The sequence below is a fragment of the Ruegeria sp. YTSA226 genome, from assembly GCF_059609905.1.
Genome location: NZ_JBXWMQ010000012.1, coordinates 37,477 through 62,871, shown reverse-complemented (window position 1 = coordinate 62,871; position 25,395 = coordinate 37,477). Strand labels below are relative to the sequence as shown.

Below are 25,395 nucleotides of genomic sequence, written 5' to 3'. Positions count from 1 at the left end.
CTTAGCGGCGCATATAGGTCTGCCAGATCCAGATCACCAGAAGCGCGCCCAGCACAGCGCCGATGAACCCGGACAGCCAGCCCATCATCGTGACCAATGCCCGCAGGAGAAACCCACCTACCAAGGCACCAATGATACCGATCAGCATGGTGGTGGGAATATCTGCCTCAATCCGCATCAGGCGGGTGGCCAGAAAACCCGCAGCGGCACCGATGACGATCAGGGCGATGAGGGGCATGTCACTTCCTCCAATGGGTCGGAACGATGATCAGCGCCCCGACAGAGGACAGCACTGCATCCAGACCGGGCGGGCCAAAGCTGACCCCGAACATGATGCGCACGAAATAGAACAGGAATGCACCACCTACGCAGATGATGATCGACTGCAGAATGCCATTATGGGTAAAGCCGGATTTCTCGGACAGATAGCCGACAATCCCAGCAATAACGACAGTCCCCATCAGGATCATGAACATGGCGGCCTACTCCGATGACAGGCGGGTACCAACGGCAATCGGCCACCCCCGCAGAAAAGTTTCCCTATCCTGCGCCCCTTTACCCGCCCGTTGCAAGCGCAGCAGCTCGATCGCGTCATCGTCACAGGCAACCTTCAGTTGGTCGTCAAGAACCTCTCCTGCAACACCCTGCCCCTCAGCTAATTTGGAACCAAGCAGCTTGATCCGCTCGCCATTCATCTCGGTCCAGGCGCCGGGAAAGGGGGACAGGCCACGGATCTGACGGTCAATTTCGACCGCGGGTCTGGCCCAATCAACACGCGCCTCAGCCTTGTCGATCTTGGCGGCATAGGTCACGCCGTCGTCGGTTTGAGGCTCGGGCGTCAGGTTCGGCAGTTTGGACAGTGCCTCGACGATCAGAGAAGCGCCCATTTCGGACAGCCGGTCATGCAACTGCCCTGTGGTCTCCTGCGCACCAATGTCGGCGGCCCGCCGCAACAGGACTGGCCCGGTATCCAGACCAGCCTCCATCTGCATGATGCAAATACCAGTCTGCGCATCACCCGCCATGATCGCCCGATGGATCGGCGCGGCCCCGCGCCAGCGCGGCAGCAGGCTCGCGTGAATATTCAGGCATCCCTGCGATGGCGCATCCAGAATCGGTTGTGGCAACAACAGGCCATAGGCCACGACGACAGCCACATCCGCATTCAACGCGGCAAAGGCGTCCTGTTCTTCCGCCAATTTCAATGAGACCGGATGCCGAACGGTCAGTCCCAATGCCTCGGCCCGAGCATGAACGGGGGTTGGACGATCCTTTTTGCCTCTGCCCGCTGGGCGCGGAGGCTGGCAGTAGACGGCGGCAACCTCATGCCCCGCATCAATCAGCGCGTCCAGCACCGGAACCGAGAAATCGGGTGTCCCCATAAAGATCAGCCGCATGCCTACCCCAGCTTTTTAGCTTTGCGCAGCAGAATGTCGCGTTTGACCTTGCTGAGCCTGTCGAAATACATCCGCCCGTTAAGATGGTCGATCTGGTGCTGCACGCTGGTGGCTTCGATCCCGACAAAGTCACGGCGGTCGATGATGCCTTTTTCGTTGAGAAACTTTACCGTCACAGCCCGGGGACGTTTCACCTTAGCCGACACGCCAAGCAAGTTTGGGCTGGCTTCTTCATGCTCGCGCAATTCGACCGATCTGTGCAGGATCTCAGGGTTTGCCAGCAGCACAGCCCGCCCCCGCTCGGTCGAGCCATCGACCACCGCCAGCCGCAGCATCACGCCGATCTGCGGTGCTGCAAGACCGACGCCGGGCATCGCCTCCATCGTGTCGATCATGTCATCCCAGATGGCACGAACCTCGTCAGTAATTTCGGTGATATCTTCGGCTTTGGTCCGCAGACGCCTATCAGGCCATGGCAGGCAGGTACGAACGGTCATTCGCGCGCCTGCTCGCGTTTCAGCTTTTGCATTTTTCGGGTGATCATCTGGCGTTTCATAGGCTTGAGGTAGTCGATGAACAGCTTCCCGTTCAGGTGGTCAATCTCATGCTGGACACAGGTTGCCCAAAGGCCATCGAATGTTTCCCGCTGCGCGTTACCATCACGATCGATCCAAGCCACGTCCACGACCTTTGGGCGCGTGACTTCGGCGAATTGTTCAGGGATCGAAAGACAACCTTCTTCATAGACATTCGTCTCGTCAGACGACGCGACCACTTCGGGATTGAACATAATCAGCGGGCGTGGAGCCTCGCCCTCTTCCTTGACACAGTCCATAACGATCAGCCGGTCCAGCATCCCAATCTGAGGCGCTGCCAGCCCGATACCAGGCGCATCATACATCGTCTCAAGCATGTCATCAGCCAGCTGGCGCAATTCGTCCGTCAGATCCACTACGGGAGAGCAGATCTTTTTCAGGCGGGGGTCGGGATGGATCAGTATATTGCGTTTCATGAGGTTGATTTAGGCCATCACGCCCTAAGCCGCAACGCCCCCCTTGCACCTGCCGAATATGCGGCTAGCTTTCATCCGGACAGATGGAGCAGATATGACATTCAACGACCTGATCGACCGCCGCGGCACCAACAGTTCGAAATGGGACAAGCTTGAAAAGCTGTATGGCCTTTCGCCGGATGACGGTCTGGCAATGTGGACGGCCGATTCCGACTATTCTACGGCGCCTTGTGTGATCGACGCTGTGCGTAACGCGGCGGATCACGGTGTTTTCGGATATTCCTGGATGCACCCGGACTACCTGAATTCCGTCCAATGGTGGATGAAGAACCGCCACGGGTGGGAGATCGATTCTGATTGGATTCTGACGTCGCAGGGTCTGGGAAATGCGATTGCGCTCTGCCTCGATGTCTGGACCAGTCCGGGCGACGGAGTGGTCATCTTTACACCCGTCTACCATGAGTTTGCACATAAGGTGAACAAGTCAGGTCGGCGCGTGGTGGAATGCCCCCTGATGCGCGACGGCGACGGCTATGGCCTTGATCTGGAAGACGCGCAGTCGCGGCTGGACGGAACCGAGAAGATGCTTTTGTGGTGCTCGCCTCAGAACCCCTCGGGCCGGGTCTGGACGCCAGAGGAATTGCGCGCAGTCGCGGCATTTGCGGAACGGAACGACCTTATTCTGGTTTCGGACGAGATTCACCACGATCTGGTCTATCCCGGCACGACCTTTGTTCCGATGGATGTCGCCGCGCCGGATGCGCGGCCCTGGACCGTGACACTGACGGCAGCGTCCAAGACTTTCAACATCGCCGGTCAACGGACGGGGAATATGATCATCCCCGACCCGGACCTGCGCGCTGCGATGCGTCACCGAATCCAGACACTGGACTATGACCCCAGCGCATTGGGAGTCGCAATGATCACCGCTGCTTATTCGCCTGAAGGGGCCGCTTGGGTGGATGAACAGATCGCCCATCTTGATAGCAACCGAAAAATCTTTGACGCTGCAATCGCAGAAATCCCTGGCCTGTGGTCAATGCCCTTACAGGCAACCTATCTGGCTTGGATTGATTTCTCGGGCACCGGAATGGACCACGCAGAATTTACCCGGCGTCTGCGCGAGGATGCAAAAATCGCCACCTCGCCCGGCCCCGGCTTTGGTGCGGGCGGAGAGACATTCGAGCGGTTCAATCTTGCGACGCAACGCGGGCGTGTTGAAGAGGCCAGCAAACGGCTGAAACACGCGTTTTCCGATCTGCAATAGCGGGATGCCCATCGGCAGACCCGATGGGCAAATGCCTAGTCCTTGTTTCCAAGCAGCGCGATGGGCGCGTCCGGAGATCGATAGAAATCCAATGGGGCCTTGTCGGAGGCAGCCGTGCTGCGCTTGAATTCATAGCGCATTTCGCCTGCCTCACATTCATCGGCAATGATCAGGCATTGATATAAGTGACGCGCGCCATCGTAGATATCGACCAAACCGCGCAATCGAGGCGTGGTCGCGGCCTCTACGGTGAAGCCATCCTTCCACAATCGGAGAATTTTGTAGGTATTGTCACCCAATTCGACACGAAGTCGGCTGGTTTTCTTCAGACTCGCGATTCGCGCAGCATCCAATTCGGCGCTGATTTCTTTGGAAACATAGGTACTCATATCAAAACTCCCCCGCAGCGGACTCTATTTTGGAACGTAGACTGTAAAAATCCAGTGAAGCCGATCACTCAACGCGGTCGAATCCAAACCTGTTGCACGGAAATCCCATTCCAACCTGTGCGAAAACGCAGGCACAATGCGCGGCGGCTCGCATAGGATCGGTTCCCTTCAAAGCGTATGTTCCGGGAAACCGCATTACGGAGGATCCAAGCATGGGCCTATTGGTCGACGGCAAATGGCACGACACATGGTATGATACCAAATCCACAGGCGGCGCCTTCAAGCGTAGCGCGGCGCAATTTCGCAACTGGTTGACCGCTGATGGCAGTGCCGGACCCTCCGGCACGGGCGGCTTCAAAGCCGAACCTGACCGGTACCATCTTTATGTCAGCCATGCCTGCCCCTGGGCCCACAGGACACTGATATTCCGCGAACTGAAAGAGCTGTCCGATCTGATCCCGGTTTCGGTCGTACACCCAGACATGCTGACCAAGGGATGGACATTTGCAACCGACGAACACGGGGCGGCGGGCGACGTACTGTACGGAATGGACTATGCCCACCAAATCTATACCAAGGCTGACCCGACCTATTCGGGGCGCGTAACCGTTCCGATCCTGTGGGACAAGGAACAGGAAACCATCGTCTCAAACGAAAGTTCGGAAATCATCCGGATGTTCAACTCGGCCTTTGACGGGATCACCGGGAACACCGATGATTACTGGCCCGAGGCGATGCGTGACGAAATCGAACAGGTCAATGCCCGCGTCTATTCCGACATCAATAACGGGGTCTACAAATCCGGCTTTGCCACCAGCCAGGCGGCATATGACGCAGCCGTTGGCCCGCTCTTTGACACGCTGGACTGGCTCGAAGACCGGCTGTCCACCAGCCGCTATCTGATGGGCGACCGCATCACCGAGGCCGACTGGCGGTTGTTCACCACGCTGATCCGGTTTGATCCGGTCTACCATCTGCATTTCAAATGCAACCGGCGGCGTCTGATCGACTATCCCAACCTGTGGGCCTATACCCGCGAGCTGTACCAGTGGCCGGGTGTCGCGCGGACCGTGAACTTAAACCATATCGTGCGCCACTATCACTACAGCCATGAGAGCATTAACCCGCACCGGATCATCCCGACGAACCCGATCCTGAACTATCTGGAGCCCCATGGGCGCGATCAGCGCCCCGCCGCGTAATGCTCAACCATCGCCGCCAGATCCTCTGGCGGCGTGCCGCTTTGCACATAAGCGCAGGCATTCGGGCTATGGGCAAAGATCGAGCCATCCGAAAAGAAAGTGGTGTTGGTCACGAAGATCACCCGGGCCTCGGGCCTGCGATAGCTGGCAAAGTCAGCCACGGCCAAGGCGCTACCGGTTTCCAGCACCAGATCCATCACGATGATCTCAAATTCGGCACCATAAAGGGCAAGGATCGCATCCTCTTGCCCGGTCACAAGCGTGACCTCGGCACCCTGTCGCTCAAGATGCCTTTTCCAGACCCGACCTAAATCAGGGTTACTCTCAACAATCAGTACATTCATCATCAACAACCTCGGCACTTATATTGGTGAGTGGTGCCGACCCCTAAGGTTTGTGTTCACGCGAATTCATTAACAAAGTGTTAACCAGGCCTGAGCACACCTCTGATCACGCGGATTTGCTTGTAAAACCGGCAGAAATCCGCTTGAAACAAGCAAATTTTGGTGATTCCGGCGAGGGGCCCGATGGCGCGCGAAAACAGAGATTTGAATCCGCGGGCCGCCCGGGACCATGGCGGTGGGCTGGATGGGGCCATGTCTGTCTATGGCGGCAAGCGCAACGATTGGATCGACCTGTCCACCGGAATCAACCCGGTTCCCTACGAGGTTGCCGGGCTCACCCCATCGGATTGGACGGAACTGCCAGACCATGGCGCATTTGAACGGCTGACCGATGCGGCCCGCAGTTTCTGGTCTGTTCCCGAAGGTGCAGAGATCCTGCCTGCACCCGGCGCATCTGCTCTGATCGCCCGCATTCCTGCGCTGGCTGCAACCGGCCGGGTTCAGATTACCACTCCGACCTATAACGAACATGCCGCCGCCTTTGCCGCGCAGGGTTGGACGCTACAGAACTCCGGCCCAGTTGAGGCGCGCGTGATCGTGCACCCCAACAACCCAGATGGGCGCATCTGGAGCGTGGGCGATGTGGATGCCCCCCTGACGATTATCGACGAGAGCTTTTGCGACGTCACGCCCGATGCCTCGCTGATCCATCTTGCCCACCGGCCCGGTGTTATCGTGCTAAAAAGCTTTGGCAAGTTCTGGGGGCTGGCGGGGGTACGACTGGGATTTGCCATCGCACGCCCCGATCTGATCGCACGTTTGAACGATCTGACCGGGCCTTGGGCGGTCTCAGGTCCCGCCTTGCGGATCGGAGAGCAAGCGTTGCGCGACACGGCCTGGGCTGACGAGACCCGCCTGCTTTTGGCGGCCGATGCCGCCCGGATGGATCGGATGGTAACGCAGAAAGGCGCGCAGCTGATCGGCGGCACCAGCCTGTTCCGGCTCTATCAGGTCGACGACGCCAGCGCCTGGCAAGACCGTCTGGCCCGCGCACATATCTGGAGTCGTGTATTCCCCTATTCGCAAACCTATCTACGCCTTGGCCTGCCACCGGCAGATGGCTGGGCGCGGCTTGAGGCGGCCCTGTGAGCACCGCCTTTATCTTAGTCTGCGCCATGTGTCTGGATGCTGCACTGGGCGAGCCGGATTGGCTGTGGTCGCGCGTCCGGCACCCCGCCGTTATGATTGGTAAACTCATCGGGTGGCTTGACGACCGCCTGAACCATGGCTCGTACCGTCGCCTCAAGGGCATAGCTGTTGCCGCGCTGCTGGTCGCAGGTGCCGCTGGGCTTGGGGGGCTTCTGTCTTTGCTTGGCCCGATCATCGGCACCATCATCTGCGCTGTGCTGTTGGCACAAAAATCGCTGGTGGAACATGTCCGCGCTGTTGGCGAGGGTTTGCAGACCTCGCTGGTCGATGGGCGCGCGAAGGTCGCCATGATCGTGTCACGTGACACCAAGGACATGACTGAAGCACAGGTCGCCCGATCCGCGATCGAGAGCGCGGCTGAAAACCTCAGCGACGGAGTCATCGCGCCGGCCTTCTGGTTTCTGGTGGGTGGCCTGCCAGGGCTTCTGGTCTACAAGGCGATCAATACCGCCGACAGCATGGTCGGCTATCGCACGGATAAATACCGTGATTTCGGATGGGCAGCTGCGCGGTTGGACGATGTCCTGAACCTGATCCCGGCACGACTGACCTTTCTGTTGATCGTCATCTTGTCAAACCAATGGGCGAAATGGGAGCAGATGGTGGGCGATGCGCGCCGCCATATCTCTCCCAACGCTGGCTGGCCCGAGGCGGCAATGGCACGCGCGCTGAGCGTGGCCCTTGCCGGGCCGCGCAGTTATGACGGAAAGCTCCGTGATCTGGCCTGGGTCAACGGCAATGCCCCGCGCGAAATTGGTGCGCCAGAGGTTTTCCGCGCATGTGACATGCTTTGGAGGATATGGGGGCTTGCGCTTGGCCTCGTGTCAGTGTGGGTTGGGGTCAGCTTCATAATCTGACGGACCTGTCCATGCGTTTTCTTTCCGGCCTTGTTGCCGCCGCCTTGTTTGCTTCACCTGCGTTTGCCCAATGTGGCGGGGGTTTCAATTCCTTCGTGAAGGGGTTGAAGGCCGAGGCCGTTCAGCAAGGCTTTGATAAATCCACCGTCAATGCCTTCTTCAAAGGTGTGCAACAAGACAACGCGGTATTGAAAGCCGACCGGGCACAGGGCGTGTTCCAGAAACCGTTCATTGATTTTTCGCGACACCTGATTTCACAAAACCGGATCGACCGGGGTCAGGCCATGTCGCGCAAATACGACGCGGTGTTTGACCGGATCGAGCAACAATATGGTGTCTCGCGCGGGGTGCTGTTGGCATTTTGGGCGTTCGAAACGGATTACGGGGCGTTTCAGGGGGATTTCAACACCCGCAACGCGCTGGTGACGCTGGCGCATGATTGCCGTCGTCCAGAATTGTTCCGGCCTCAGGTGTTCGCCGCGATTGAGCTGTACAGCCGGGGAAATTTCGACCCGGCCCGCACGTCAGGTGCCTGGGCTGGCGAGATTGGAATGGTGCAGATGCTGCCCCGAGACATTCTGGAAAACGGGGTCGATGGCGATGGTGACGGCAAGGTTTCGCTAAAGACCTCTGCGCCCGATGCGCTTATGTCGGGCGCCAAGATGCTGTCGCATCTGGGCTGGCAACCGGGGCAGCCTTGGCTGCAAGAGGTCACCGTACCCGCACGGATGGATTGGTCGCTATCGGGCCCGGGCAAACCGCGTTCGGTTTCTGATTGGCAGGCGATGGGCGTTCAGGCACGCAACGGGTCCCTCACCAACCTGCCCGCCTCGCTGATCCTACCGCAAGGGCATAACGGGCCTGCCTTTCTGGCCTATCCAAATTTTGATGTGTATTTCGAATGGAATCAGAGCTTTGTCTATGTGCTGACCGCCGCCTATTTCGGCACCCGGCTTGAAGGGGCACAGGTCTATGACGCGGGCAACGCGGCCCAAGGCTTATCGGGTGCACAGATGAAGCAGCTGCAAAGCAAGCTGCAGGCGCGCGGCCATAATGTGGGCAAGATCGACGGGATTCTGGGCGCTGGGACCCGCGCGGCTGTCCAGTCAGAGCAAACACGACTAGGCCTGCCTGCGGATGCCTGGCCAACGGCTGAGTTGTTGAACCGGCTCTAGTCGCTCTTCGATACGGCGATCTAGGCGACTTCGGCGTCCAAAGATCGCCCGTTCGGCTCAAACACATGCATTTGCAGCCTATCGCCGCGTGTTTCGATGGCGGTATTTGCCGGGATCTCGGCCCAATCGCCATTCTTCGCATCCAGCGGCTCAGACGCGATAATGATCCCATCATCGCAGGGCCTGTAATGCAGGCTGGGTGCGAAACGGTCCGAGGCATAGCGCGCAGCAAACAGGCGATCTCCATCGGACCAGCAGGCGGCAAAGCGCATATGGGGTAGGCTTCCTTTGGCGCGGGCAAGCACTTCGACACGGTGCACCGCACGCTCCATCGCGGCGATGGGTTCGGCGTCCAACCCTTCGCCATGGGCAATCAGAAAAATCGCCTCGCTTTCAGTTGCGCCAAGGCGATGATCGTACAGGTGGCCCGGTATCATCCCGTCAAGCTGTTGGCGGATACGGTCATGGCCACCTGCCTGCCCGTTATGCATAAAGCTCCACTTACCACAGCCAAAAGGATGGCAGTTGTTCCGCGACGTGGCAGTCCCAGTTGAGGCACGTACATGCGCCAGGAACAGGTGCGATTTCGTGTGATGGGTCAACTGTTTCAGGTTGGCATCCGACCAAGCCGGGTTGGTGTCTTTGTAAAAACACGGCGTTTCGCGCCCGGAATACCAGGCCAACCCAAAACCATCCGCGTTGATCGGCGTTTTGCCAATCAGGGCGTTTCTGCTTTGATGCACCAGCGACTGTTCCTGGTCCATGACAAGTTCGTCCAGAAACCGTTTCGCACCCGCCCAAGCCAGAAATCTGCACATCGACCCGCCTCTTTTGATCCGTTGTTGATACGGGAACTTACAACAACGCGGGGTGAGAATTCGCCCCTGATCCCCATCTAATTTTGAAATATTACGATTAAATGACCACCAAAAACCCACATATTCAGATCAATTTCAATAGTTGCCGCGGTTTCTTGAATGTCACTCGGGCCGTACCGGGAAACGCTCTCCCTTTTCCGTGATCAGGATCAGGCGTCCAGCACTCAGGACATAAAGATCACATCGACCGAACCCGTTTCTGTATTGCACGCAGATACTGCCATCCTCCGCGATGGAATAGGTTCCGAACGCAGATTCTCCGCTGGCATAGGTATAGGAATAGGCCCCGCCAGCCGAATATCGCGACTGCCCGTCATCATAAAAGGTCAGCGTCCGACCCGCCAGCGCCGTCAACTCTTGTTGGGTCAGGGGGACGTCATCGGGCTTGGTCGTCCATTCCGCGGCCCCTAAAGGGGTAGCAGTCAGTAGGGCGATGATCAGGAAACGGGTCATGGCAGCAGACTAACCCAATTCTTACGAAACCGATCATAACGTTGCAGTGAGAGGTCAGGCGACCATCTGTTCGGCTTTCTTCAGATCAACCGAGACCAGCTGGCTGACACCCTGTTCTTGCATGGTCACGCCGAACAGACGATCCATCCGCGCCATGGTCACCGCGTGGTGGGTGATGATCAGGAACCGTGTGTCGGTCTGGCGGCACATCTCGTCCAGAAGGTCGCAGAACCGGGTCACGTTGGCATCATCCAGCGGCGCATCGACCTCGTCCAGAACACAGATCGGAGCCGGGTTCGCCAGAAAGACGCCAAAGATCAGGGCCGTCGCGGTCAGGGTCTGTTCACCGCCCGAAAGCAGGCTGAGCGTCGACAATTTCTTGCCCGGCGGCTGGCACATGATTTCAAGGCCGGCATCCAGCGGGTCGTCGCTTTCGACCATGACCAGATTGGCCTCGCCACCACCAAAGAGATGCTTGAACAACATGGCGAAGTTCGAATTCACCTGTTCAAACGCGGTCAGTAGCCGTTCGCGTCCTTCGCGGTTGAGGCTGGAGATGCCGCTGCGCAGCGCTTTGATCGCCTCTTCGAGATCGGCCTTTTCGCCGTTCAGCGTGTCGAATTCTTCCTGAACATCTTTGCTGTCCTCTTCGGCACGCAGGTTTACCGCGCCCATCGCATCTCGCTGGCGTTTGTGGCGGTTGACCTCGGCCTCAAGAGCATCGGCAGCTGGCATCTGGTCGGGATTCACATCCAGCTGGTTCAGCAACTGGTTCGGGGTTAGCTGTTGATCCTCAGCGATACGCTCGGCCGCTGCCGATACGGCCTCTTTGGCTGCATCACAGCGCGCCTCAGCGGCGGCGCGGCTTTCGCGCGCCTCCGAAGCCAAACGTTCCGCTTCGCGCTCAGCCAGCACAATCTCTCGCTGGCGGGCCTCGGCGGCAGCCAACTTGTCGGCGGCCTCGGCCCGGCGGGCTTCGGCAGTTTCGATCAATTCGTTCAACTCTTCACGCGCCTCGGCGATTTCGCCCGGAGCAGCCATCGCTTCGGATAGCTCTTCCTCGGAACTTTCCTTGCGCTCGGCCAGTTCCGAGATTCGCTTTTCGGCGCTGTCCAGGCGGTGCCGCCAACCGCTGAGGTCCTTGGTGACCTCTTGTGTACGGCGGGTACGGGCCTCGCCCTCGCGGCGCAGCTCGTCATGGGACGAGCGGTGAGTCAGCATCGTGATCCGCGCCGCCTCGACCGTCTGTTTGATGTCTTCGACCTGCGCGCGGGCATTGTCGAGATTGCCCAGACCGGTCAAGGCGCCCTCGGCCTCGCGCAGCTGGGCACGGGCGGACATCGCATCCTCTTTGTGGCGATCAACGGCAAGCGCCAGCGTTTCCAGCCTGCCCTGCGCCAGATTGCGATCGGCCTCGGCCCTGCTGAGCAGACGCGCGGTTTCAGCCATGCGCTGATCGGCGGCGCGGCGTGCCTCGCGGGCGCGGCGGTCAGCCTCGGTCACGTCGGCCAGTTGTTGCGACAGCGTCTCGTGTGCAGCGCGGGCACCGTCGGCCTGCGCCTCAGTCCGGGCCAGTTCCTGTTTCAGTGCCTCAAGTTTGTTGAGCTGTTCAAGCCGCAGGGCGGCCGCACTTGGCGCATCCTCGGCCCAGGCACGGAATCCGTCCCACCGCCACAGATCGCCCGAACGCGACACCAACCTTTGGCCCGGCTTCAACGATGCCTGCAACCGCGCGCCCTGATCCGCGTCGACCAAACCAATCTGCGCGATCCGGCGGCTGAGGCGATCAGGACCGGATACATGCAAGGCCAGCGGCTCGGCCCCATTGGGCAGCGATTGATCGGCATCATAGCCCGCAACCGGAACCCAGCCTGATGGCCCGTCGCCCTCGACCAAGGGTGCCCTTAGATCATCCGCAAGCGCAGCGCCCAATGCCTTTTCATAACCCGGAGCCACACGCAGCATGTCGAGCACCTGCCCTCCTTCTGCGGTATCCCGTTCAACCAGCTTGGCCAGAGCTGTGGTCTCGGCGCGGATCGCACCCAGCTCACCTTCAGCTTCGGATCTTTTCGCACGCGCCTCGGCCTCGCGGCCCTGGGTTTCATTGCGTAACTCGTCAGCGGCGGCCAGTGCCTCTTCGGCGGCTTCAGAGGCCTCGCGAGCCTCTTCTTCACCCTCTTGCGCGGCCTCAAATGCCTCGGCGGCGCGGGTCAGGGCTGTTTTCGCCTCATCCACCGCTGCGCGGGCCTTTTCCTCTTCACCTTCCGACCTGGCCAGCGTTTTGCGGCTGTCGTCGACCAATCGCTGGCCGGACTGGTGGCGCGCAACCAGACGCGCCATATCCTCAGTCTCTTGTGACAAGTGGTCTTCGCGGTCTTGCAGGACAGAGGCCGCTTCGCGCGCGACCTCGGCGGCCTCGGCGACTTTTTCGTCGTGGCCATCGGCAGCTTTGGCCAATTCACGAGCTTCCCATTCCAGCCGTTCGATCATCTGCCCCGCATCGCGGTTCAGCCCGGCCTCGCGCTCGATATCGTTACCAAGCTGCTGAATGCGATTAGTCAATGTCTCAATCGTCTGACGGGCGCGGGTTTCCTGATCTGACAACTGATCCCGCTGCACCTGCTGGCGCTGCAGGACGGCGGCGGCAATGGCCTCTTCTTCGCGCAGGGGTGGCAGGGTTTCTTCGATTTCCGCCCGGCTTGCGACGGCAGAGCGTGCTTCAGCTTCGGCGCGCGACGCCTCGGTCAGGCGTTCGCGCAGCTTTTCCTCGGCCTGCTGGCGGGCCATGTCGGCCTCTTTCCAGCGACGATAGAGCAACATGCCTTCGGCTTGGCGCAGCTGCTCTCCGATTTCGCGATAGCGGGCGGCCTGACGCGCCTGACGGGCCAGCTGCGCCAGCTGTCCGCCCAGTTGTTCCAGCACGTCATCCACACGGGTCAGGTTGGCCTCGGTACCCTTCAGCTTCAACTCGGCCTCGTGTCGGCGCTGATAGAGGCCCGAAATTCCGGCCGCCTCTTCCAGAATGCGGCGGCGAGAGCGGGGTTTGGCGTTAATCAGTTCGGCAATGCGGTTCTGTCCGACCAGCGCCGGAGAATGCGCACCCGTTGAGGCGTCGGCGAACAACATCTGCACATCACGCGCCCGCACATCCTTGCCATTGGTCTTATAGGCGCTGCCGACATCTCGGGTGATGCGGCGGACAATCTCAAGCTGGTCGCTGTCATTGAAACCCGAGGGCGCGAGCCGCTCGGAGTTGTCCATGGTCAGCACAACTTCGGCAAAATTGCGGGCCGGCCGCGTGGCGGCCCCAGCGAAAATCACATCTTCCATCGCGCCACCGCGCATGGATTTGGGTCGGTTTTCCCCCATCACCCAACGCAGAGCTTCCAGCAGATTGGATTTGCCACAACCATTAGGGCCCACAACACCGGTCAACCCATCCGCGATAATCAGATCGGTCGGATCAACAAAGCTTTTGAAGCCGGTGAGTTTGAGTTTGCTAAAGCGCAAAGGCAATGGGTCCCGTGATTCCTATACCTTCGAAGTCTGCGCAACGGATTGGGGTTGAGTCAACGGAGTCGCGCAGGATATGGGATATATGGCCCACTTATCCACAACATCTTGCCTAAATCCGCAAGAAAAAGCGCGATTCAGTAGGCTGTACACTCAAAGACCTGATAGCCGTCGCCGTCACCAAGGTCTTGAAACAGCCCGGTATCAATGCATTCGTAATTCGGGACTGAAACCGCCGTCAGCAGCAACCGCTTGCCCATGGCGCGGTCACAACCCAAAACGCCAACGGTCACGGCCGCGTCGCCCAGGACATCCAGTATCGGGCATCCCGAGACCTGAGCCATCGCCATGGCCGCTCGTTCGCGGATCGGGCCAAGACGCGGAGCGTATTGCGAATTAACCCGAACGGCTTCGGCCAGATCTCCGCGCACGCGAACATCAAATACGCTGCCATTCACAGCGATACGCGTCGCCTGAACATCGCGAAAGTGAGGGGTCCCGGCCGAACATGCAGCCAGCATCAGAAAAGACAAAATCCGGATCATATCCGCATCATTGCCAAAACTGGTTAACAGAACCTTTCCTTCGCTCAGGCCCTAAGTACTATTCCCAAGCGGCGAATACCTTCGCGGATCGTATCCTCATCCGAGTTCGAGAAACTCAACCGGATCGTATTGGCGCCCGAGCCATCTGCGAAAAAGGCCCGACCCGGTACAAAGGCCAGTTTCACTGTGTCGAGCGCACGGGCCAGCAGGTCTGCCCCGTTCATACCAGTAGGCAGAGTCACCCAGATGAACATGCCGCCCTGCGGATGCGTCCACTGAACACCATCGGGCATGTTCTGTTGCAGCGCCTCCAGCATAGCATCGCGCCTGGCACCATAGGTCTGGCGCAAAAGCGGGATGTGCGTGTCAAAATGCGCGCGGGCAACCTGCTCAACCGCCATCTGGTTCAACGTGGGCGAATGCAAATCCGCCGCCTGCTTGACCAATACCAGTTGCGAGATAATGGGCTTGGCGGCCACCACCCAGCCAACGCGCAAACCGGGAGACAGCGTTTTCGAGAAGCTACCGCAATAGATCGTACGGCAGGCCTCGATCGACCCTTTTCGCGCCTGTTCTAACGCCAAAACCGGAGGGATGGCATCTCCTTCATAGCGCAGAGCCTGATAGGCGCCGTCCTCGATCACCGCTATATTCAGATCATCGGCAAGATTCAGCAGGTATTCTCGACCACGCAGGTCAACGGTCTCACCGGTTGGATTTGCGAAATCAGGCGACAGATAAGCGAATTTGACCGCGCCCTCGCCAGCAGCTTCAGAATATTCGGCGGCACCTCTATTGCCGTTAAGCATAAGACGGTCGAACCGGGGCTCGTAGGCATCAAAGGCGTTGATCGCCCCCAGATAGGTCGGCCAGCCGATCAACGCAGTATCCTCTGGCGACAAATAGAGCTTGCCCAGATAATCCAAGGCCTGTTGCGATCCCGAGGTGATCAGGATGTTATCGACACTACAATCGACGCCGATCTCGCGCATATGCTGCACAAGCCATTCGCGCAATGGAACATAGCCCTCGCTGACTGAATATTGCAGCGCCTGCGGCCCAGCACTCAAAGCGGCCTGACAAGCTTGGGCAAAGGCCTCGGTGGGAAACAGGTTTGGGTCTGGGATGCCGCCCGCGAACGAGATGATTCCCGGCTGATCAAGAAGTTTCAACAACTCGCGGATTTCCGATGCTTTCATCCGGGACGCCCGCGTTGCAAACAGATTCTGGGTCATCCTTGGCCTCCTCCTGCCCTGTTGCGACCCACCCTAGGTGCAAATTTTATAATGTCAATATTGCTGACCTAAATTCAACTCCACCCCCCTGCTTGAACCAGGCCCGGATACGTGGTCATATGAATTGACCAATTTCGAAAACGCGCCGCCATGCCCTTCCAAAAGATCCAAACTGAAAAGCTGTCCATTGCGGTGGTCAAACAAATCGAGTTGCTGATTCTGCGCGGGATCCTGCGCCCCGGAGAACGTTTGCCTGCAGAACGGGAACTGGCCGACCGTCTGGGCGTTTCACGCCCCTCGCTGCGCGAAGCGATTTCTGATCTTCAGCATCAGGGTTTGCTGACAGCCAAGGCGGGGTCAGGAATCTATGTTGCCGAAGTCTTAGGCTCGGCTTTTTCACCGGCTCTGATCCGGTTGTTCAGCAGCCATGACGAGGCGGTTTTCGACTATCTGTCCTTCCGCCGGGACATGGAAGGGCTTGCAGCAGAACGCGCGGCAAGACTGGGGTCGGAAAGCGACCTGAAGGTCGTACAGGCGATCTTTGACAAGATGGAAGCCGCCCATGCCCGCAATGCGGCCGAGGAAGAGGCCCATCTGGATGCGCAGTTCCACATGGCCATCATTGAGGCCAGTCACAACGTGGTCATGCTGCATATGATGCGGTCGATGTTCGACCTGCTACGACAGGGTGTCTTCTACAATCGGCAGATGATGTTCCGGCAGCGTACGACGCGAGACGCCATTCTGGATCAGCACCGGGAAATCAATTCAGCGCTGCAGGCACGCGACCCTGAGGCTGCGCGCGTTGCAGTCCAGGAGCATCTGGGCTTTGTTCGCATCTGCATGGAAGACCACCAGAAAGCCCTGCGGAACGAAGCCATTGCGCAGCAGCGCCTGGACCATGAGACAGGACAGCACTGATGTTCATTGGGCACCTACCTGGTGCGTATCTGGTCTTTCGCACTGCGACGCCCGGATTGGATAAAGCTGCGTTTGCCGCTGCGATGATTGGTTCCATCGCCCCAGATATCGATTTGCTGTGGTTCTATTTCGTAGACAATCGCAGCCACCACCATCACGAATACCTCACACACCGCCCTCTGCTTTGGCTCGGCATCCTGACGCTCGGCCTGCTGCTGTGGCTAAGATTCCCGCGCGCAGGACTCATTACTGCAGCCTTCGGCGCCGGGGGTCTGGTGCATATGACCTTGGATTCGATTGTTGGCGAAGTGGCATGGGCTTGGCCAATTTTCGAATTCACCCACCCGCTGGTGGTTGTTCAGGCCACGCATTCTCATTGGATTTTATCTTTTCTAAGCCATTGGACCTTCAAGATCGAAATCGCAATCACTCTCCTGGCGGCCTATGTGTGGTGGACCAGCAGGCGCAAGAAACAGCAGGGCCTTGAGGGTTAAATTCCGTTCAACCGCCGCTTAAGACTGTGAACCCACAAATTTGGCCGTTTCATTGCCTTCGGGTCCTGACTGGACAGCGACGGAAACAACCCTTCAGCTTCGGTCCGAGAGCGCAATTCCAACGGCGTGTCCAATATCGCCCCAATCAGGTCATCCGACCGGCTCTGCGCCTGACGCTCGACCTCAATCGCCTGAAGCATTTCCGCATGGTAAGCCTCAGCCGCTTCGGACCGCTGGCCCTTGCGGAACCGGAAAGCCCCAACCTGAGCATGCACGGGCACCAAATCGGTATGTCGCGAAAACCGCAGCCATAACTCTCCGTCGACGGCAAGCTTGAGGTTCTCGTTTAGTTGGCCCCCGACCTGATCCCAAAGGTCACGCCGCCAATAGGTCGATTCCTGCTGAACCCACTGATAGTCCCCGGCAAGCAGTCTTACCCGTGAAACGGGCTTTGGGCGCCGTACAGTCAGGACATTGTCTTCTTCGTCAATGCACGTGACCCGCCCGGTCATCCAATTCATGTTTTTGTTCAACGAAAACAGCGATCCTACCGTGGCAAGGCCGCCGGGAATAAGAACATCGTCCGAATTGATCCAACCCATTACGTCGCCCGTGGCCACTGCAAAGCCTTTGTTTACAGCGTTGGCCTGCCCGGTATCCGGGCCCGAGATGATATGTGAAAACGCATCGCGGTACTTTTCGACCACCTCCATCGAACCATCGGTGCTACCGCCGTCCGTCAGGATCAGGTCCAGCTTAGGATATTCCTGCTCAAGCACAGAGAGGATTGTCCGTTCGATGAAATCGACGCAGTTCAGGTTGGGAATAACGACACTGATTGTCGGCAATTCGGTCATAAAGGGCTCTTATCCAGCCCGGTTTCGGCATATGCCGTCGCACGGGCGCAAAATTGGTTGGAGTGTTTCCGAATATGTAACGCAGACAATCGGTCCCCGGTCAAATCGGGAAGCGGGGTGCGAGATTCGCAGCCCAATGTCCGGACCCGGCAGATGTGCTGCCGGGCCGGAATTGTCTTAGTGAAGCTTTTCGTTCACATCCGCAATGGATGCGTCGATCAGCTTGTTGGCCTGCGTGGCGGTCATCTGCTTGGCCAGCACAGCATTGGCTGCAGAAATAGCAACGGTGATGGCCTGATCGCGGACTTCCTTGACAGCCGACGCTTCAGCCGATGCAATCTGGTCCTGCGCGGTCGCCAGACGGCGCGCGATGGATTTCTCCAGATCGACCTTGGCTTGCTCAGCAGCCAAAACCGCATCTTCCTTTGCGGCGGCCACGATGGCATCCGCCTGACCCTGAACCTCGCGTTGCTTGCGCTCGTACGAGGCAAGCAGGCTACGCGCTTCTTCATGCAGGGCGCGAGCTTCGTCCAGTTCGGACTTGATGCCTTCGGCACGCTTATCCAGCGCTCCACCAATCATGCCCGGGACCTTGAAGTAGAACAGGACTGCGATGAAAACGATGAAGCCCAGCAGAACCACAAAGTCGGTGTTGCCAAGCGAGAAAAACGGGCCACTTGCGGCCAGCGCGGGGCTGGCGGCAGCAAATGTCAGGATAAGGGCAAGAGTGTTCCGCATGTCACTTATCCTTTTGTCTGCGCGTCAACCGCACCGTTGATGGTTTTGGCATCAGCCTCGCCACCCAGAGCGGTAACTAGTTCTACTGCCGTATCCTTGGCAACGATTTGAATGCTTTCCAGCGCACCTGCACGGATGTCGGCAATAGCCTTTTCCGATTCAGCCGCTTTTGCAGCGATTTCAGCATCTGCCTTGGCAATCGCGTCATCCAGACCAGACTGGATTTCGGCGCGTGCTTCGGCAGCGATACGCTGTGCCTCAGAACGGGCATCGGCCAGCGCCTTGTTATAGGCCTCTTCAGCCTCGACCGCTTTGGCCTTTAGATCTTCGGCCGCAGCCAGGTCATTTGTAATGGTCCCCTGACGTTCCGCCAGGATTGCCGCGATGCGGGGCAGAGCCACGCGGGACAGGACCAGAAAGATGACGACCAGCGTGATGACCAGCCAGAAAATCTGGTTGGGGAACCAATCGAAGCAAAGCTGAGGCATACCAATCGCCGACCCATGAGAGTCAACGCAGGTGCCAGCCACCTCTTCGTATACGGGTTCTGTCGCCATGATGTCCTCCGTCGGAACGTTGTCTTTACAACAGGTGGGCCGCTATGGCTTGGGCCCACCTGCGCGTAAGGATCAGGTTCCGCAGATTAGACGGCGAACATCAGCAGCAGCGAAACTAGGAATGCAAAGATCCCCAGGGCTTCTGCAAATGCGATACCGATGAACAGGGTTGCGGTCTGCGAAGCAGCCGCCGAAGGGTTGCGCAGAGCGCCAGCCAGGAAGTTGCCTGCTACGTTGCCCACCCCGATTGCGGCTGCGCCGGAACCGATTGCTGCCAGGCCTGCGCCGATGTGTGCGAGATCGCCTTCCATGATGTTTCTCCTTACGAATTGGAAGTTTCGATGTTTGGGTATCGGACCTTAGTGCGACGGATGCAGTGCATCCTTCAGATATACACAGGTCAGAATGGTGAATACGTAGGCCTGGATAAAGGCCACTAGGACCTCAAGACCGTACATTGCGGTGATCGCCAGAACGGACACTGGCGAGATCACGGCAATCGCGGCGAAGCCTGCGAAAACCTTGATAACCGCGTGGCCTGCCATGACGTTACCAGCAAGACGAATGGAGTGGCTGACCGGGCGCACGAAATACGAGATCAGCTCGATAATCGCCAAGATCGGGCGCAGCGCCAGCGGCGCGCTGGAGACCCAGAACAGGCCCAGGAACCCGACGCCGTTCTTGACAAAACCCAGAATGGTCACAGTCAGGAACACGGCCAGCGCCAGTGGGATGGTCACGGCGAAATGCGATGTAGTTGTGAACGAGGTCGGGATCAGACCCAGGAAGTTCGCGGTCACGATGAACATGAACAGGGTCATGACATAGGGGAAGTATTTGACGCCATCCTTGCCGCAGATGTCTTCAAGCATCTTGTAGATAAAGCCATAGGCCAGTTCGGCCACCGACTGCATGCGCGTCGGGACAATGGCGCGCTTGGACGTGCTGAGCACCAGCAGGCCGATCACGGCGAGAATTGCGAAAAACAGCCACAGAGTGACGTTAGTGGGCGTGTACCAAGCAATCGCACCGTCGCCAAAAAGCGGTTTGACGATGAACTGATCCATCGGATGGAAAACCAGGCTGCTGCCTTCTGCTGCGGTGGTCTCAGTTGCCACGTTCAGTCCCTCTCGTCTTCGTCGGCCTTGTCGGCCATCTGTTTCTCTTGCGCCTGTTGTGCGCTGCGGAGCATAACCTTTACTCCGGCGACCAGACCCAGCAATGTGAACAGCACCAGGAAGATCGGGATTGTCCCGAACAGGCTGTCCAGCCCGTATCCGATGCCAAATCCGATCCCCAGACCGGATACCATTTCGATGACCATCCGCCAGGCAAGCTCGCCTCCCGAATAATCGGCGTCCGCACGGGCCTCAGGCTTTGACTTGGCCTTTTTTGCCGCCGTGATCTTGGCCTCAAGCTGCGCCATACGCTGCTTTTGGTCATCATCAGTCACGGGCGTTTCCCTCGTACAGTCTTGGGCACGGTGCTAAGGGGCGGAGAGCGCAGAGTCAACGGCGTTGGCAGCCCGAATTGCCGCACTTTACTCTATTGTTTTTAAAGACATTTTTTCCGAGTCAGCATAGACGTGATCAGCCCGAACCACAGGAAGCGGGTACAAAGGTACGGAATCCGCATATTCAACCTTTTGGTTGATCTTTGCCCGACACCCCCTGCCAGATACGTCTGATCACGCGCCCGTCGATCAGCAGCAGACCGGCGAAGATCGCTGCCATTCCCAGCAGATGCTCGGGCCGCAGGGTTTCTCCCAGCACCCATGTTCCAAGCACCAGCGCCGAAACAGGCGCAATCAATGTCACTGTCGAGATATTGGTCGGGCCAACCTTGGGCAGCAACCAGTAGAACGCGATAAAGGCGGCGGATGTCAGCACAAACCCGATCATCGCCAGCGAGGCCCAAGTCTCGGCCCGGGTTATTTGGGGTAGCCCTTCTTGCCAAAGCGCCAAGGGCGTGATGGCCAGCGTAGCACCCGTCAATGCAAGGGCGGTCAGAACCACAGGTTGCATATCCCGGAAGGCCCGCGCGATGTTGACTGAGAACGCATAGCAGATCGGTGCGCAAAGTGTCAGAAGGATCGCCCAAAATTCGGACGACGCGCCACCGCCCAGTACAGGCAGGGACAGCACAACGATACCGGTGAAGCCGCAAACCACGCCCAGAGACTTTAACAGGGTGGCACGTTCACTTCCGGGCCAGAAATGCGAAACAATGACGGCAAAGGCCGGTGTCGTTGCATTGACGATCCCTGCCACACCCGAAGCGATATGCTGTTGCCCAAGCGCATAGAAGGCAAAGGGTGCGGCATAGCTGAGCGCACCAAATCCCAACAACCCAAACGCACGTGTCAGTGTCAGATTGACTGGCAATCGCGCCCCGATCACATAGACCCAGCACCCCAGCGCCCCAAATGCAACCCGTCCCATCGACACCGAAAGCGGCCCAAGTTCCCGCAGCAAAATGGCATTAAACATGAAGGACATGCCCCAGCCGATGCCAAGAATACAAATCACCAGCCAGTATTTTAGTGACATCCCAACCCCCGATACACATGCCGGGGCACAGTGACCTCATACCGAAAATTGTCAAACCGGTTCTTGCGCTTTAGGAAAGGAGTATGTCCAACGATCTCGATACCGTTTTTGCGGCCCTTGCCGACCCCACACGCCGCGCCATCCTTGCGATGCTGCTGGAGGATGACATGGCGGTGACGGATGTCGCCGAACCGTTCGAGATGTCGCTTGCCGCGATTTCAAAACACCTGGTGATCCTGACCAGAGCCGGTTTGATCAGCCAGGAAAAGCGCGGACGGGTGAAGTGGTGCAAGCTGGAGCCTGACGCGCTGCGATCCGCATCCGTCTGGATGCAAGGGTTCGGGCAGTTCGAGCCGGTCAATCTGGACGCGTTCGAACGATTTCTTGAGGTTGAACTGCCCGCAGCCGAGGAATGATCCGCCTACCTGACTACAAAAACAGAGACACTGGCATGTTTCGCCAGATACCCCGCATGGCTCGAGAATATATAGTCGGTAATACGCGGCGCATGGGTGCCGACGACGATAAGGTCAGCTTCGATTTCTTCGGCAGTCCGTGTCAGGTCACCGTCAACTTCGGCGGCGACATCAACCGAATGGATATTGCGATACACCACTTCGATCCCGCTGCTTTCAGCCAACTGTTTGGCAAAATCACGTAAGTTCTTGTCAATCGCAGCATCTGACTGAACAGGGTCACCCGGTTGGGTGCCGGTGACACTGACCAAAGTAATCTTGGCCCCCTGCCATTCGGCTATAGCTGCTGCAACTTTGGCGGCCTTGCGCACCTCGGGTGGCAGATGAAGATCAACCGGGATCATGATATGACTGTACATGGGACGTTCCTCCTTGGCCTGAAGCATAGAGAAACCAGAGGGTGCCAGGCCTTGATCTGCCTCAACACCGTCGCCCGCTTGGTCAAACATTGAAACGGGCTAGCCTTCCTGACTGTATTCAACACCGGTCACGACCCCCGAAGGGTCCGCCCGACACAACCACGGGGCCTGGGCCCCGGTAACGGAAACCGTCGTGACCGACCCGCCCGGTTCGGTATCGGTGGACATTGCCCGAACATCCCCGGGCCGCGTTCCAGTTTCGGCTGCGACCAGCGCCTCGCAACTGGCTTGTAAATCCGTTTCAGATGACCCGGCACAGGCGCCGCAAGCCACCAATATCATTATGGAAAGAACTGGTTTCATGTCGTCCCCTTGGACGTTTCATATTCTGGTCTAGGGCTAAGCCTGACACAATTTGGTCGTTTCACAAGTTCAATCGGCTTGCGGCAAAGGACGCGCGGGTTTGCCCTCCTCGGATTTCAGTAGCAAAACCAGGGCCAGGATCGTCAGACCGGCACCAAAATAGACGACAGGGCCAACCGCCTGCTGCCCCAGAGAGATTTCCCACAGAATGACCCAACTGGGAACCAGATAAGTATAAGCCATCACCTTTGCCGATGGCAGGCGCAGCGTTGAATACTGAACCAGCACGAAACTGGCCGCGGTTGCAAAGACCGAAACATAAATCAAACCCACCCAGACTATCGCTGGCAGGTTCGCCCAGTCGGTGGCACGGATCTCGGACCACCCGTAGATCGTCAGCATTAGGCATCCCGCCAGAAGCGTACCAAAGGTAAACACCACTGCAGGCTCTCCACGGTTCAGCTTGCGTACAAGGGGAGTATACAAAGCATGCGCGACACAGCCCCAGAAATAGATGATTTCCCCCTGCCCGATATCGAACGCGCGCACGGCTTGCCAATCGGCGCGAAAGATCACCCACAGCGCCCCGACTGCCCCAAGGGTCAGTGCAAGCGCCATCCTTGGTGTGGTGATCTGGCGCAACAAGATCCAACCGGCGAATGCGGCCATAACCGGAGTCAGCGTAAAGACCGCTGCCGCGTTGACAGGCGGTGCAGTTTTCAACCCGTAGAACATCAACACGAAATAGGCCGCGAATACTCCGCCCAGAACCAAATAGCGCCACGAGGCTTGTGCCGCGCTGCGCGGCAGGCCGGTGGTCATAAGGGCGGCACCCCCAATCACCACGGATGCGATGCCGAACCGGGCCGCGGTAATGGCTTCGGGCGCGATCTGATTGGCGATCAGTGACCCCAGCGAGAAACTCCCTGCAACCAGGGCCGAAAAAATCAGCATGGCCAGATGGCCACGCGCCTGTTGACTCATTTTGCCCAGCTCTTGGATTGCTCTTTCAGATAGGTCAGAAAGGCCTGCACCTTGGTCGTGCGATGCAGATCCACATGGGTAACAAGCCACAGATCACCAAACCATTCCGGCATCGGGTCGATCACTTCGACCAGATTCGGATCTCCTGCAGCTGACCAACGTGGCATGAAACCGATACCCGCCCCGGACAGGACCGCCTCGCGGATACAGAAGTTGTTGGTACAACGGAAGGTGATGCGCTCGGCTGGCACGGTCTGGCGCAACCAGCGGGAAAACGGCGCTCGGCTGTTTTCGTCATCGGTACTGATGAAAGAATGATCCGCAAAGTCATCCAGGCTGCCAGGCTTGCCGTGCAGCGCGACATAATCGGTGCTGGCGTATAACCCGACCTCTTGCTTCATAAAGGACTGAACCACATTGTCGGGCTGATCAGGCGCTGACCCGGCACGGATCGCCACGTGCGCTTCGCCATATTCCAGACGAAACAGCCGATCACCGGTCAGATACCGGACGATCAGTTCCGGGTGCCGTCGCTGAAACTCGGCAAGAACCGGCACCACCAGAGATGCCAGAGAGGACAGAGACGTCACGACCAACTCGCCCGACACGTCATCACCCCGACCCTTCATACGGCCGATCAGTTGATTGAACTGATCCTCAGTCGCCTGTGCCACACGCAACAGGTCCTCTCCGGCTTCGGTCGGGGTATAGCCGCGCGCATGGCGCTGGAACAGCTTGACCGCCAGCCGGGCCTCAATTGCATCAATGTGGCGAATGACGGTGGCATGATGCACACCCAGGACCTCGGCCGCGCCACTGACCGTTCCCATACGCGCCACCTGATAGGCGGTTCTTACCTCGTCCCAGTTGTCCACTGCGGTTTTCCATTGTGCAAATTCTAACAGACCCTGTTGACTTACCAGAGTTTTGTTCGCTCGCGCAACGCTCATATCGGGCCAAGACACATCCTGCACACCAAAGGAAACTGAACCATGACCAAAACTATCCTGCATATCGACGCATCGGCCCGCCGCGAAGGCTCGACCACTCGTGACCTGTCGGCACGCATCGTCAATCACCTGGGCGCTGACCGCATAATTCGCCGTGACCTTGCCACACCTCTGCCGCTGCTGACCGAAGCTTGGGTCAGCGCAAATTTCACCCCTGCCGATCAGCGCAGTACCATGCAACAGGACCAATTATCCCTGTCTGACGAGCTGGTTACTGAACTGCAGCAGGCCGATACGCTTGTCATAGGCCTGCCGATCTACAATTTCTCGGTGCCCGCGGCGTTCAAAGCCTGGATCGACCTGATTGCCCGCGTCGGAGTGACCTTTTCGTATTCCGAAAGCGGTCCAAAAGGCTTGTTGGATGGAAAGCGCGCGGTTTTAGCCGTGGCGTCGGGTGGCACAGCTGTCGGGTCTGATGTCGATTTTGCCACCACCTATGCCAAGCATGTACTTGGCTTTATCGGTATCCATGACGTCGAAATCGTCGCCGCCGACCAGTTGGCGCTGGATGCCGAAGGTTCTCTCAGCAATGCACGAAATGCGGTTTCGCAACTGGCAGCCTGATTGACCTTCACCTCAGAAAACGTCCAGTCTGTCCTGGATACCAAATG

At 58.4% G+C, this 25,395-nt stretch carries 32 protein-coding genes; 9 read left to right on the top strand and 23 right to left on the bottom strand.

The window, feature by feature from the left end; all coding sequences use genetic code 11:
• Position 1 precedes the first annotated feature (1 nt).
• Genes AC2FFF_RS14715 through def (AC2FFF_RS14695) form a run of 5 tightly spaced genes read right to left on the bottom strand, consistent with a single transcriptional unit; the run spans position 2 to position 2,409 of the window.
• Entirely contained in the window at positions 2-238 is a 237-nt protein-coding gene (locus AC2FFF_RS14715) for a GlsB/YeaQ/YmgE family stress response membrane protein (RefSeq protein WP_271951375.1), read from the bottom strand.
• 1 nt (position 239) lies between these two features.
• The gene (locus AC2FFF_RS14710; protein ID WP_271951377.1) at positions 240-476 is read right to left on the bottom strand and encodes a hypothetical protein; all 237 of its coding nucleotides are present in this window, start codon (positions 474-476) and stop codon (positions 240-242) included.
• A gap of 6 nt (positions 477-482) precedes the next feature.
• Positions 483-1,397 carry a methionyl-tRNA formyltransferase gene (fmt, locus tag AC2FFF_RS14705; RefSeq protein ID WP_281973507.1) on the bottom strand — a complete coding sequence of 305 codons (915 nt, stop codon included), beginning with the start codon at positions 1,395-1,397 and terminating at the stop codon, positions 483-485.
• A gap of 2 nt (positions 1,398-1,399) precedes the next feature.
• Entirely contained in the window at positions 1,400-1,894 is a 495-nt protein-coding gene (def, locus tag AC2FFF_RS14700; RefSeq protein ID WP_281973508.1) for a peptide deformylase, read from the bottom strand.
• A complete protein-coding gene (gene def / locus AC2FFF_RS14695; protein ID WP_271951383.1) occupies positions 1,891-2,409 on the bottom strand; it encodes a peptide deformylase in 519 nt (172 codons plus the stop codon). Before def (AC2FFF_RS14695) ends, def (AC2FFF_RS14700) begins: the two co-directional genes overlap by 4 nt.
• Before the next feature lie 94 nt (positions 2,410-2,503).
• Between def (AC2FFF_RS14695) and AC2FFF_RS14690 the strand changes: the two genes are divergently transcribed.
• Entirely contained in the window at positions 2,504-3,676 is a 1,173-nt protein-coding gene (locus AC2FFF_RS14690) for a MalY/PatB family protein (protein ID WP_281973509.1), read from the top strand.
• Positions 3,677-3,711: 35 nt separating this feature from the next.
• On the opposite strand, the gene AC2FFF_RS14685 is transcribed toward AC2FFF_RS14690, so the two are convergent.
• Positions 3,712-4,065 (bottom strand): hypothetical protein, encoded by a 354-nt coding sequence (locus tag AC2FFF_RS14685; protein WP_142639206.1) that lies wholly within the window; start codon positions 4,063-4,065, stop codon positions 3,712-3,714.
• Positions 4,066-4,277: 212 nt separating this feature from the next.
• Here AC2FFF_RS14685 and AC2FFF_RS14680 point away from each other — a divergent pair, with 212 nt between their 5' ends.
• Entirely contained in the window at positions 4,278-5,267 is a 990-nt protein-coding gene (locus AC2FFF_RS14680) for a glutathione S-transferase family protein (RefSeq protein WP_281973510.1), read from the top strand.
• Here AC2FFF_RS14680 and AC2FFF_RS14675 read toward each other — a convergent pair.
• Positions 5,249-5,611 (bottom strand): response regulator transcription factor, encoded by a 363-nt coding sequence (locus AC2FFF_RS14675; protein WP_142639202.1) that lies wholly within the window; start codon positions 5,609-5,611, stop codon positions 5,249-5,251. The genes AC2FFF_RS14680 and AC2FFF_RS14675 overlap by 19 nt on opposite strands.
• Positions 5,612-5,794: 183 nt before the next feature.
• On the opposite strand from AC2FFF_RS14675, the gene AC2FFF_RS14670 reads away from it, so the two are divergent.
• From AC2FFF_RS14670 to AC2FFF_RS14660, 3 genes are read left to right on the top strand one after another with little or no spacing between them, the layout of a single operon-like run.
• The gene (locus AC2FFF_RS14670) at positions 5,795-6,760 is read left to right on the top strand and encodes a threonine-phosphate decarboxylase (protein WP_281973511.1); all 966 of its coding nucleotides are present in this window, start codon (positions 5,795-5,797) and stop codon (positions 6,758-6,760) included.
• Positions 6,757-7,677 (top strand): adenosylcobinamide-phosphate synthase CbiB, encoded by a 921-nt coding sequence (gene cbiB, locus AC2FFF_RS14665; protein ID WP_281973512.1) that lies wholly within the window; start codon positions 6,757-6,759, stop codon positions 7,675-7,677. The genes AC2FFF_RS14670 and cbiB overlap by 4 nt, the downstream gene beginning before the upstream one ends.
• A gap of 11 nt (positions 7,678-7,688) precedes the next feature.
• The gene (locus tag AC2FFF_RS14660; protein WP_281973513.1) at positions 7,689-8,852 is read left to right on the top strand and encodes a lytic murein transglycosylase; all 1,164 of its coding nucleotides are present in this window, start codon (positions 7,689-7,691) and stop codon (positions 8,850-8,852) included.
• Positions 8,853-8,872: 20 nt separating this feature from the next.
• On the opposite strand, the gene AC2FFF_RS14655 is transcribed toward AC2FFF_RS14660, so the two are convergent.
• From AC2FFF_RS14655 to AC2FFF_RS14635, 5 genes are all read right to left on the bottom strand, one after another.
• Positions 8,873-9,670 (bottom strand): class II glutamine amidotransferase, encoded by a 798-nt coding sequence (locus AC2FFF_RS14655; RefSeq protein ID WP_142639195.1) that lies wholly within the window; start codon positions 9,668-9,670, stop codon positions 8,873-8,875.
• 162 nt (positions 9,671-9,832) lie between these two features.
• Positions 9,833-10,183: a hypothetical protein gene (locus AC2FFF_RS14650; RefSeq protein ID WP_281973514.1), complete on the bottom strand. Its 351-nt coding sequence runs from the start codon at positions 10,181-10,183 to the stop codon at positions 9,833-9,835.
• Positions 10,184-10,237: 54 nt separating this feature from the next.
• A complete protein-coding gene (locus tag AC2FFF_RS14645) occupies positions 10,238-13,693 on the bottom strand; it encodes a chromosome segregation SMC family protein (RefSeq protein ID WP_496750990.1) in 3,456 nt (1,151 codons plus the stop codon).
• A 140-nt stretch (positions 13,694-13,833) separates the two neighbouring features.
• A complete protein-coding gene (locus AC2FFF_RS14640; RefSeq protein ID WP_281973516.1) occupies positions 13,834-14,241 on the bottom strand; it encodes a hypothetical protein in 408 nt (135 codons plus the stop codon).
• 44 nt (positions 14,242-14,285) lie between these two features.
• Positions 14,286-15,476 carry an aminotransferase-like domain-containing protein gene (locus tag AC2FFF_RS14635; RefSeq protein WP_281973517.1) on the bottom strand — a complete coding sequence of 397 codons (1,191 nt, stop codon included), beginning with the start codon at positions 15,474-15,476 and terminating at the stop codon, positions 14,286-14,288.
• A 150-nt stretch (positions 15,477-15,626) separates the two neighbouring features.
• Here AC2FFF_RS14635 and AC2FFF_RS14630 point away from each other — a divergent pair, with 150 nt between their 5' ends.
• Positions 15,627-16,397, top strand: coding sequence for an FCD domain-containing protein (locus AC2FFF_RS14630; RefSeq protein WP_142639185.1), 771 nt, complete (start codon positions 15,627-15,629; stop codon positions 16,395-16,397).
• Positions 16,397-16,891, top strand: coding sequence for a metal-dependent hydrolase (locus tag AC2FFF_RS14625; protein ID WP_281973518.1), 495 nt, complete (start codon positions 16,397-16,399; stop codon positions 16,889-16,891). The genes AC2FFF_RS14630 and AC2FFF_RS14625 overlap by 1 nt, the downstream gene beginning before the upstream one ends.
• Here the strand turns inward: AC2FFF_RS14625 and AC2FFF_RS14620 are convergent.
• The 7 genes from AC2FFF_RS14620 to AC2FFF_RS14590 form a co-directional block, all read right to left on the bottom strand.
• Entirely contained in the window at positions 16,888-17,748 is an 861-nt protein-coding gene (locus AC2FFF_RS14620) for a glycosyltransferase family 2 protein (RefSeq protein ID WP_281973519.1), read from the bottom strand. The two genes, AC2FFF_RS14625 and AC2FFF_RS14620, sit on opposite strands and share 4 nt — an antisense overlap.
• A gap of 177 nt (positions 17,749-17,925) precedes the next feature.
• Positions 17,926-18,486: a F0F1 ATP synthase subunit B gene (locus AC2FFF_RS14615; protein WP_271951426.1), complete on the bottom strand. Its 561-nt coding sequence runs from the start codon at positions 18,484-18,486 to the stop codon at positions 17,926-17,928.
• A gap of 5 nt (positions 18,487-18,491) precedes the next feature.
• A complete protein-coding gene (locus AC2FFF_RS14610; protein ID WP_271951428.1) occupies positions 18,492-19,043 on the bottom strand; it encodes a F0F1 ATP synthase subunit B' in 552 nt (183 codons plus the stop codon).
• Positions 19,044-19,129: 86 nt separating this feature from the next.
• Positions 19,130-19,354 carry a F0F1 ATP synthase subunit C gene (locus AC2FFF_RS14605; RefSeq protein ID WP_005981269.1) on the bottom strand — a complete coding sequence of 75 codons (225 nt, stop codon included), beginning with the start codon at positions 19,352-19,354 and terminating at the stop codon, positions 19,130-19,132.
• A 48-nt stretch (positions 19,355-19,402) separates the two neighbouring features.
• Complete coding sequence (locus tag AC2FFF_RS14600; RefSeq protein WP_496882983.1) at positions 19,403-20,161, bottom strand: F0F1 ATP synthase subunit A; 759 nt, start codon at positions 20,159-20,161, stop codon at positions 19,403-19,405.
• Positions 20,162-20,163: 2 nt separating this feature from the next.
• Positions 20,164-20,496: an AtpZ/AtpI family protein gene (locus AC2FFF_RS14595; protein WP_142639174.1), complete on the bottom strand. Its 333-nt coding sequence runs from the start codon at positions 20,494-20,496 to the stop codon at positions 20,164-20,166.
• Between the two features lie 184 nt (positions 20,497-20,680).
• On the bottom strand, positions 20,681-21,592 hold the full coding sequence (locus AC2FFF_RS14590) for a DMT family transporter (protein WP_271951437.1): 912 nt from the start codon (positions 21,590-21,592) through the stop codon (positions 20,681-20,683).
• Positions 21,593-21,675: 83 nt separating this feature from the next.
• Between AC2FFF_RS14590 and AC2FFF_RS14585 the strand changes: the two genes are divergently transcribed.
• A complete protein-coding gene (locus AC2FFF_RS14585; RefSeq protein WP_142639170.1) occupies positions 21,676-22,008 on the top strand; it encodes an ArsR/SmtB family transcription factor in 333 nt (110 codons plus the stop codon).
• Positions 22,009-22,013: 5 nt separating this feature from the next.
• On the opposite strand, the gene AC2FFF_RS14580 is transcribed toward AC2FFF_RS14585, so the two are convergent.
• From AC2FFF_RS14580 to AC2FFF_RS14565, 4 genes are all read right to left on the bottom strand, one after another.
• Positions 22,014-22,517, bottom strand: coding sequence for a universal stress protein (locus AC2FFF_RS14580; protein WP_281973520.1), 504 nt, complete (start codon positions 22,515-22,517; stop codon positions 22,014-22,016).
• A gap of 9 nt (positions 22,518-22,526) precedes the next feature.
• Positions 22,527-22,790, bottom strand: a complete 264-nt coding sequence (locus AC2FFF_RS14575; protein ID WP_281973521.1) for a hypothetical protein — start codon at positions 22,788-22,790, stop codon at positions 22,527-22,529.
• A gap of 69 nt (positions 22,791-22,859) precedes the next feature.
• On the bottom strand, positions 22,860-23,774 hold the full coding sequence (locus tag AC2FFF_RS14570) for a DMT family transporter (protein ID WP_281973522.1): 915 nt from the start codon (positions 23,772-23,774) through the stop codon (positions 22,860-22,862).
• Positions 23,771-24,649, bottom strand: coding sequence for a LysR family transcriptional regulator (locus tag AC2FFF_RS14565; RefSeq protein WP_142639300.1), 879 nt, complete (start codon positions 24,647-24,649; stop codon positions 23,771-23,773). Before AC2FFF_RS14565 ends, AC2FFF_RS14570 begins: the two co-directional genes overlap by 4 nt.
• A gap of 117 nt (positions 24,650-24,766) precedes the next feature.
• On the opposite strand from AC2FFF_RS14565, the gene AC2FFF_RS14560 reads away from it, so the two are divergent.
• The gene (locus AC2FFF_RS14560; RefSeq protein WP_281973523.1) at positions 24,767-25,348 is read left to right on the top strand and encodes an FMN-dependent NADH-azoreductase; all 582 of its coding nucleotides are present in this window, start codon (positions 24,767-24,769) and stop codon (positions 25,346-25,348) included.
• Positions 25,349-25,395 lie beyond the last annotated feature (47 nt).

Bases quoted from the DNA above. Each gene is read 5' to 3' on its own strand.
- AC2FFF_RS14715 (WP_271951375.1), bottom strand. From the start codon at position 238: ATGCCCCTCATCGCCCTGATCGTCATCGGTGCCGCTGCGGGTTTTCTG.
- AC2FFF_RS14710 (WP_271951377.1), bottom strand. From the start codon at position 476: ATGTTCATGATCCTGATGGGGACTGTCGTTATTGCTGGGATTGTCGGC.
- fmt (WP_281973507.1), bottom strand. From the start codon at position 1,397: ATGCGGCTGATCTTTATGGGGACACCCGATTTCTCGGTTCCGGTGCTG.
- def (WP_281973508.1), bottom strand. From the start codon at position 1,894: ATGACCGTTCGTACCTGCCTGCCATGGCCTGATAGGCGTCTGCGGACC.
- def (WP_271951383.1), bottom strand. From the start codon at position 2,409: ATGAAACGCAATATACTGATCCATCCCGACCCCCGCCTGAAAAAGATC.
- AC2FFF_RS14690 (WP_281973509.1), top strand. From the start codon at position 2,504: ATGACATTCAACGACCTGATCGACCGCCGCGGCACCAACAGTTCGAAA.
- AC2FFF_RS14685 (WP_142639206.1), bottom strand. From the start codon at position 4,065: ATGAGTACCTATGTTTCCAAAGAAATCAGCGCCGAATTGGATGCTGCG.
- AC2FFF_RS14680 (WP_281973510.1), top strand. From the start codon at position 4,278: ATGGGCCTATTGGTCGACGGCAAATGGCACGACACATGGTATGATACC.
- AC2FFF_RS14675 (WP_142639202.1), bottom strand. From the start codon at position 5,611: ATGAATGTACTGATTGTTGAGAGTAACCCTGATTTAGGTCGGGTCTGG.
- AC2FFF_RS14670 (WP_281973511.1), top strand. From the start codon at position 5,795: ATGGCGCGCGAAAACAGAGATTTGAATCCGCGGGCCGCCCGGGACCAT.
- AC2FFF_RS14660 (WP_281973513.1), top strand. From the start codon at position 7,689: ATGCGTTTTCTTTCCGGCCTTGTTGCCGCCGCCTTGTTTGCTTCACCT.
- AC2FFF_RS14655 (WP_142639195.1), bottom strand. From the start codon at position 9,670: ATGTGCAGATTTCTGGCTTGGGCGGGTGCGAAACGGTTTCTGGACGAA.
- AC2FFF_RS14650 (WP_281973514.1), bottom strand. From the start codon at position 10,183: ATGACCCGTTTCCTGATCATCGCCCTACTGACTGCTACCCCTTTAGGG.
- AC2FFF_RS14640 (WP_281973516.1), bottom strand. From the start codon at position 14,241: ATGATCCGGATTTTGTCTTTTCTGATGCTGGCTGCATGTTCGGCCGGG.
- AC2FFF_RS14635 (WP_281973517.1), bottom strand. From the start codon at position 15,476: ATGACCCAGAATCTGTTTGCAACGCGGGCGTCCCGGATGAAAGCATCG.
- AC2FFF_RS14630 (WP_142639185.1), top strand. From the start codon at position 15,627: ATGCCCTTCCAAAAGATCCAAACTGAAAAGCTGTCCATTGCGGTGGTC.
- AC2FFF_RS14625 (WP_281973518.1), top strand. From the start codon at position 16,397: ATGTTCATTGGGCACCTACCTGGTGCGTATCTGGTCTTTCGCACTGCG.
- AC2FFF_RS14620 (WP_281973519.1), bottom strand. From the start codon at position 17,748: ATGACCGAATTGCCGACAATCAGTGTCGTTATTCCCAACCTGAACTGC.
- AC2FFF_RS14615 (WP_271951426.1), bottom strand. From the start codon at position 18,486: ATGCGGAACACTCTTGCCCTTATCCTGACATTTGCTGCCGCCAGCCCC.
- AC2FFF_RS14610 (WP_271951428.1), bottom strand. From the start codon at position 19,043: ATGGCGACAGAACCCGTATACGAAGAGGTGGCTGGCACCTGCGTTGAC.
- AC2FFF_RS14605 (WP_005981269.1), bottom strand. From the start codon at position 19,354: ATGGAAGGCGATCTCGCACACATCGGCGCAGGCCTGGCAGCAATCGGT.
- AC2FFF_RS14590 (WP_271951437.1), bottom strand. From the start codon at position 21,592: ATGTCACTAAAATACTGGCTGGTGATTTGTATTCTTGGCATCGGCTGG.
- AC2FFF_RS14585 (WP_142639170.1), top strand. From the start codon at position 21,676: ATGTCCAACGATCTCGATACCGTTTTTGCGGCCCTTGCCGACCCCACA.
- AC2FFF_RS14580 (WP_281973520.1), bottom strand. From the start codon at position 22,517: ATGTTTGACCAAGCGGGCGACGGTGTTGAGGCAGATCAAGGCCTGGCA.
- AC2FFF_RS14575 (WP_281973521.1), bottom strand. From the start codon at position 22,790: ATGAAACCAGTTCTTTCCATAATGATATTGGTGGCTTGCGGCGCCTGT.
- AC2FFF_RS14570 (WP_281973522.1), bottom strand. From the start codon at position 23,774: ATGAGTCAACAGGCGCGTGGCCATCTGGCCATGCTGATTTTTTCGGCC.
- AC2FFF_RS14560 (WP_281973523.1), top strand. From the start codon at position 24,767: ATGACCAAAACTATCCTGCATATCGACGCATCGGCCCGCCGCGAAGGC.